This is a genomic window from Mesorhizobium sp. M7A.F.Ca.CA.002.09.1.1, assembly GCF_003998555.1.
GTDB lineage: Bacteria > Pseudomonadota > Alphaproteobacteria > Rhizobiales > Rhizobiaceae > Mesorhizobium > Mesorhizobium ciceri.
In genome coordinates this window covers 1-4,899 of sequence record NZ_RZRR01000398.1, presented here as the reverse complement: position 1 = coordinate 4,899, position 4,899 = coordinate 1, and the positions used below count along the sequence as shown (strand labels likewise).

Sequence of the window (4,899 nt, the reverse complement as noted above, 5' to 3'; positions counted from 1 at the left end):
CGACAAAGGATCTGTGACCGGCCTGCGCAAAATATCCTCGGCTTCGCCGGTTTGCCGGCGCATTCGTCGGCTCTGGTGGCGGTGCCATCCCGGGGCAATCTCGCTCCGATGGTTTGCCGGAGCCACGCAATGATCACCAGACGCGGGTTCCTGCGCTTCATCGGCGGGTCGATTCTGTCGGTTGCCGCGCTCAGCGCCTATGCGGCCGGCATAGAGCCGATGCTGCTGACGCATGTGAAACGCTATGCGCTAACGCCGCCGCATTGGCCTGATGGCCTGAAGCTGCGCATCGTCGCGCTTGCCGATATCCATGCCTGCCGGCCATGGATGACGCCGGAGCGGATCGCCTCACTTGTCGAAGACGCGAATGCCCTGCAGCCGGACGTGATCGTCCTGCTCGGCGATTATATCGCCGGCATGCCGTTGGTGACCGGCCCGGTGACGCCGTCGCAATGGGCCTCCGCCCTCTCGGACCTCAAGGCACCGCTCGGCGTGCTCTCGATTCTCGGCAACCATGACTGGTGGGCAGATGGCTTCGCGCAGCGCGCCGGGGCCGGCCCGACCGTAGCGGGCAAGGCCCTGGAGAAAGTCGGCATTCCGGTGCTGGAGAACGATGTCGTGCGCCTGGAAAAGGATGGGCATGGTGTGTGGATTGCCGGGCTCGCCGACCAGCTCGCTCTGCTGCCGACCAGGGACCGCCCCGGCTTTACCGGGCTGGACGATCTCGACGGCACGTTGGCCAAGGTCAGCGACGCATCGCCCATCATCCTGCTTGCGCACGAGCCGGATATTTTTCCGAAGGTGCCGTGGCGCGTCTCGCTGACCCTGTCCGGCCACACCCATGGCGGACAAATTCGGCTGTTCGGCTATTCGCCGGTCGTGCCATCGCGTTTCGGCAACCGCTACGCCTATGGCCACGTCGTCGAGAACGATCGCAATCTGATCGTCTCCGGCGGGCTCGGTTTCAGCATATTGCCGGTGCGTTTCGGGATGCGGCCGGAAATCCTGTCGATCGACCTTGGCTAAATCCAAATCGCCTCAGTGAAGCGATTTGATCGCGTCCATCACATCCGGCTCGGCCTTGTCGCCGTTGAAGGCATCGACGATGCCGAAGGCGCCGCCATAGCTCCACACCGACCATGAGAAGCCATGTGCTTCGGCACGCGCGATCATGTCCCTGACATAGGCGGCCCGATACCCAGCGGGCATCACATAGGAATTGCCGTATTCCTGGCGGATCATGCCGAACTCGCCCAGCGTGATGTTTCCAGGCTTGACGCCGTTGGCCCTCGCCCACGCCTCGACCTTTTCGAACGGCGCATCCATCAAGCCGAGCAGTCTGTCGGGGGTGTCCATGCTGGCGACCTGTTCGTCAAGATAGGCAAGCAGGCCGCTTTGCCGCGTCCATGGCGCCTCGGCCTTGATCCTGGCGCGGATGGTGTCGAGCGTCACGTCGAGCTGTGCCTTGGGCACCGCACTCAGCGGATAGGGCAGGCCAGTCACATAGGGGATGAAGTCTCCGGCCCAGGTTGCGCCCTGATGGGTGAGCAGAAACGGATCGTAGGAATGGAAGGTCCAGATGACGTTGTCGTCCGGAATCGTCTTCGGGTCGATCTTTTCCAACGAACTCGCGGCGGAATAGCAGGCGCCGGTCAGCACCAGGGTCAGTTTCGTAGCCGAGGATCGCGCCGCCGCGAACAGTTTGCGCTGGCGGTCCGGCCACAGGCTCGTGCCGTCGCTGTCGCAGTCCACGATCGGTTCGTTCATGGGCTCGAAGGCGACCTGGGCGGGATCTTCGCTGGCCAGCGTGCGGGCCATCTTGCGGACCATCTCGACATAGGCGTCGAAGGTCCGTGGGTCGCCCATCACTTCAGCCATTCCGATCTTGCGGCTGCCGCCGGCCGGGATCAGGTGCATGTCGACGATCACCTTGAGCCCGGCGCGGTTGATTATGCGCACCGAGTCCAGCACGCTGGCATAGAGATCGTCACGCAAGGCCACGGTCTGGTCGGACAGAAAGGGCGATGGATCGACCGGCATGCGCAGGAAATCGAAGCCGGCATCCTTCAACGCCTTGAGGTCGTCCTCCCCAAGGAATTTCCGCCACTCCGGATAGGGCAGGATGGCCTTGGCGTCGCCCCACTGGTCCTCGCCGGGCCAGGTGACCCACTGGTCGAGATTGAGGCCGCGCTTCATCGAGAATGTCGCGGTCTGGCCAGGCAGCGCCAAAGCCACCAACACGAACAGCGCCGCCATCAAAGTCTTGATCATCGCCGTCAACAGTGCCATCCGATGCTGTGTCACGCGGGAAACAGGTGCCTCGTCGGGGCTGAAAAAGGAAGCGCAATGGGCGATCATGGTGAATCGGCGACGCTGCTGGCCGGGCTTTCCGGTGCGCTGACGGCGTTCGGCCACCGGCTGATGGCGCGGGTCTATTATGCCGACACCGATTTCTCCGGCGTCGTCTATCATGCTCGCTATCTCGAATTCTTCGAACGCGGCCGCTCCGACTATCTCAGGCTGACCGGCGTGCACCACACAGAGCTTGCCGACGGCAAGCATGGCGAAAGAATAGTCTGGGTGGTGCGCCGCATGGAGATCGACTTTCGCGGCCCGGCCCGCATCGACGACATCCTGACCGTCGACACCCGCACCGAGGAGATTTCCGGCGCGCGCATCTTCATGGCGCAACAGCTCAAGCGCGGCGACGAGGTGCTGGTCGAGGCCAAGGTCGAGGCGGCGATCATCGGCGAGAATGGCCGCCCAAGGCGCTTTCCCAAGGAATGGGTGGCGGCATTCATGCCCCGGATGGGATGATATTCAGGTGATGCCGGCCTGCAAACGGTGATTCCCTGCGCTTCCGGTGCTCGGGTGCTTCAAGTACCCTCCGCTCCGGTTCTCGGAAACCGCCGCTTTCGGCTCGGCCTGACCTGAATCTCAACCCATCCTGACTTCGCGCTTGGATGATGGCGTTACAACTGTGCGGGCGTGGCAATGCGCCGCGCCTTATATACTAACCCATCCTTAACCATAACGGTTCATGAAGAGATTGGTGAAGATTGGCGTTATCGAACGCCTTCCTTTCACCAATATTTGCCCTGAAAAGGCCGACAACGGCACAGTTTGGGGTTGTTCCGGTAGCTTCGTGCGAACCGACCACAAGGGATGCCAGGGGCCAGCCGCCAGCTTCGCCCGGAAAATCTTAAGGACGTAACGATGGAAAATATCGCACTCGCCGATCCGGGCGCGCAATTGTCGGTTTGGTCGCTGTTCGTTTCGGCCAGCTGGGTGGTCAAGCTGGTCATGATCGGCCTGCTCTGCGCCTCGGTCTGGACCTGGGCGATCATCGTCGACAAGCTGGTTTCCTATGCCCGCATGCGGCTGGCGCTCAACCGGTTCGAGCAGGTGTTCTGGTCGGGGCAGTCGCTGGAGGAGCTTTACCGCACGCTCGCCGATCGCAAGACCACCGGCATGGGCGCCATTTTCGTGGCGGCCATGCGCGAGTGGAAGAAGAGTTTCGAGAAGGGCGCCAAGTCGCCGCTCGGCCTGCAAACCCGCATCGACAAGGCGATGGACCTGGCGCTGACCCGCGAGATGGAAAAGCTGGAAGGCCGCCTCGGCTTCCTTGCCACCACCGGCTCGGCGGCACCCTTCATCGGCCTGTTCGGCACCGTCATCGGCATCATGACGTCGTTTCAGGCGATCGCCGGCTCCAAGAATACCAGTCTCGCCGTGGTTGCGCCGGGCATCGCCGAAGCGCTGCTGGCGACGGCCATCGGCCTGCTCGCCGCCATTCCCGCCGTCATCGCCTACAACAAGCTGTCGTCCGATGCGAGCAAGATAGCCGTGCGCATGGAAGGGTTCTCCGACGAGTTCTCCGCCATACTCTCGCGCCAAATCGATGAAAAAGTGGCCCCCAAGGCCTGAGGAGTAGCAGATGGGTATGTCCATGGGCATGGCAGGACGCGGCGGGCGCGGCCACAGGCGGCGCGGCCGTCACCATGCACTGATGTCCGAGATCAACGTCACGCCGATGGTCGACGTGATGCTGGTGCTGCTGATCATCTTCATGGTCGCGGCGCCAATGCTGACGGTCGGCGTGCCGATCGACCTGCCGGATACGCAGGCTAAGGCGATGAATGCCGACACGCAGCCGATCACCGTCTCGATCAACGCCGCCGGCCAGATTTACCTGCAGGAAACCGAAATCCCGATCGAGGAACTGGTAGCCAAGCTGCAGGCAATTTCCAAGACCGGCTATGAGGAGCGCATCTTCATCCGCGGCGACAAGTCCACCGACTATGGTACGGCGATGAAGGTGATGGCCCGCATTTCGGCCGCCGGCTACAAGAACATCGGCCTGGTTTCACTGCAGGAACAGGACCAGTAGACGCGCGATGAAGACCGGCCTCACCACATCGGTGATCTTGCATACGGCGGCGCTGACCTTCGGCCTGTTCACGCTGACGGCGCCGGCGGCACTTCCGTCGTCCGACGTCGAGTCGGTCGCGGTCGATATCGTGCCGATGGAAGCCATTGCGCAGACGTTGCAGGGCGACAAAAAGGCCGTGATGCATGAAAAGCCGGCCCCTGTGCCGACGCAGCGCCCGGACATTGTGCCGGATGCGCAGAAGGTCGGTGAGAACAGTGTCGATACCGACAAGCCGATAACGCCGGAAGCCAAGCCCAAGCCCGTCGACATGACCTCGGCTCCGCCGCCCGCACCGACCCCGATCGAAAAGCCGAAGCCTGAGGACGTGCCGAAGCCGCAGGAGAAGCCCAAGCCTACCCCGGCAACGGAAGTGGCGCCGGCGCCGACGCCCAAGGAAGAGGTCAAGCCCGAGCCGGTCAAGCAGGCCGATCCCAAGCCGACACCGGCCAAGCCGGCGCCGACCCCGC

Annotated in this window: 5 protein-coding genes and 1 pseudogene; 5 read left to right on the top strand and 1 reads right to left on the bottom strand. The window is 63.0% G+C overall.

Annotated elements, in window-relative coordinates; translation table 11 throughout:
• Positions 1 to 129: 129 nt before the first annotated feature.
• Entirely contained in the window at positions 130 to 1,026 is an 897-nt protein-coding gene (locus EN994_RS17905; RefSeq protein WP_063169199.1) for a metallophosphoesterase, read from the top strand.
• Between the two features lie 12 nt (positions 1,027 to 1,038).
• On the opposite strand, the gene EN994_RS17900 is transcribed toward EN994_RS17905, so the two are convergent.
• A complete protein-coding gene (locus tag EN994_RS17900; protein ID WP_063170356.1) occupies positions 1,039 to 2,289 on the bottom strand; it encodes a cellulase family glycosylhydrolase in 1,251 nt (416 codons plus the stop codon).
• A gap of 57 nt (positions 2,290 to 2,346) precedes the next feature.
• Between EN994_RS17900 and ybgC the strand changes: the two genes are divergently transcribed.
• From ybgC to EN994_RS17880, 4 genes and pseudogenes are all read left to right on the top strand, one after another.
• On the top strand, positions 2,347 to 2,817 hold the full coding sequence (gene ybgC / locus EN994_RS17895) for a tol-pal system-associated acyl-CoA thioesterase (protein ID WP_013529144.1): 471 nt from the start codon (positions 2,347 to 2,349) through the stop codon (positions 2,815 to 2,817).
• 399 nt (positions 2,818 to 3,216) lie between these two features.
• Complete coding sequence (gene tolQ / locus EN994_RS17890; RefSeq protein WP_013529145.1) at positions 3,217 to 3,927, top strand: protein TolQ; 711 nt, start codon at positions 3,217 to 3,219, stop codon at positions 3,925 to 3,927.
• A gap of 10 nt (positions 3,928 to 3,937) precedes the next feature.
• On the top strand, positions 3,938 to 4,390 hold the full coding sequence (gene tolR, locus EN994_RS17885) for a protein TolR (protein ID WP_013529146.1): 453 nt from the start codon (positions 3,938 to 3,940) through the stop codon (positions 4,388 to 4,390).
• A gap of 7 nt (positions 4,391 to 4,397) precedes the next feature.
• A pseudogene (locus tag EN994_RS17880) lies at positions 4,398 to 4,899 on the top strand (hypothetical protein); the annotation flags it as partial.

Coding starts and splice junctions, on each gene's coding strand:
- tolQ (WP_013529145.1), top strand. CDS start 3,217: ATGGAAAATATCGCACTCGCCGATCCGGGCGCGCAATTGTCGGTTTGG.
- tolR (WP_013529146.1), top strand. CDS start 3,938: ATGGGTATGTCCATGGGCATGGCAGGACGCGGCGGGCGCGGCCACAGG.
- EN994_RS17900 (WP_063170356.1), bottom strand. CDS start 2,289: ATGGCACTGTTGACGGCGATGATCAAGACTTTGATGGCGGCGCTGTTC.
- ybgC (WP_013529144.1), top strand. CDS start 2,347: ATGGGCGATCATGGTGAATCGGCGACGCTGCTGGCCGGGCTTTCCGGT.
- EN994_RS17905 (WP_063169199.1), top strand. CDS start 130: ATGATCACCAGACGCGGGTTCCTGCGCTTCATCGGCGGGTCGATTCTG.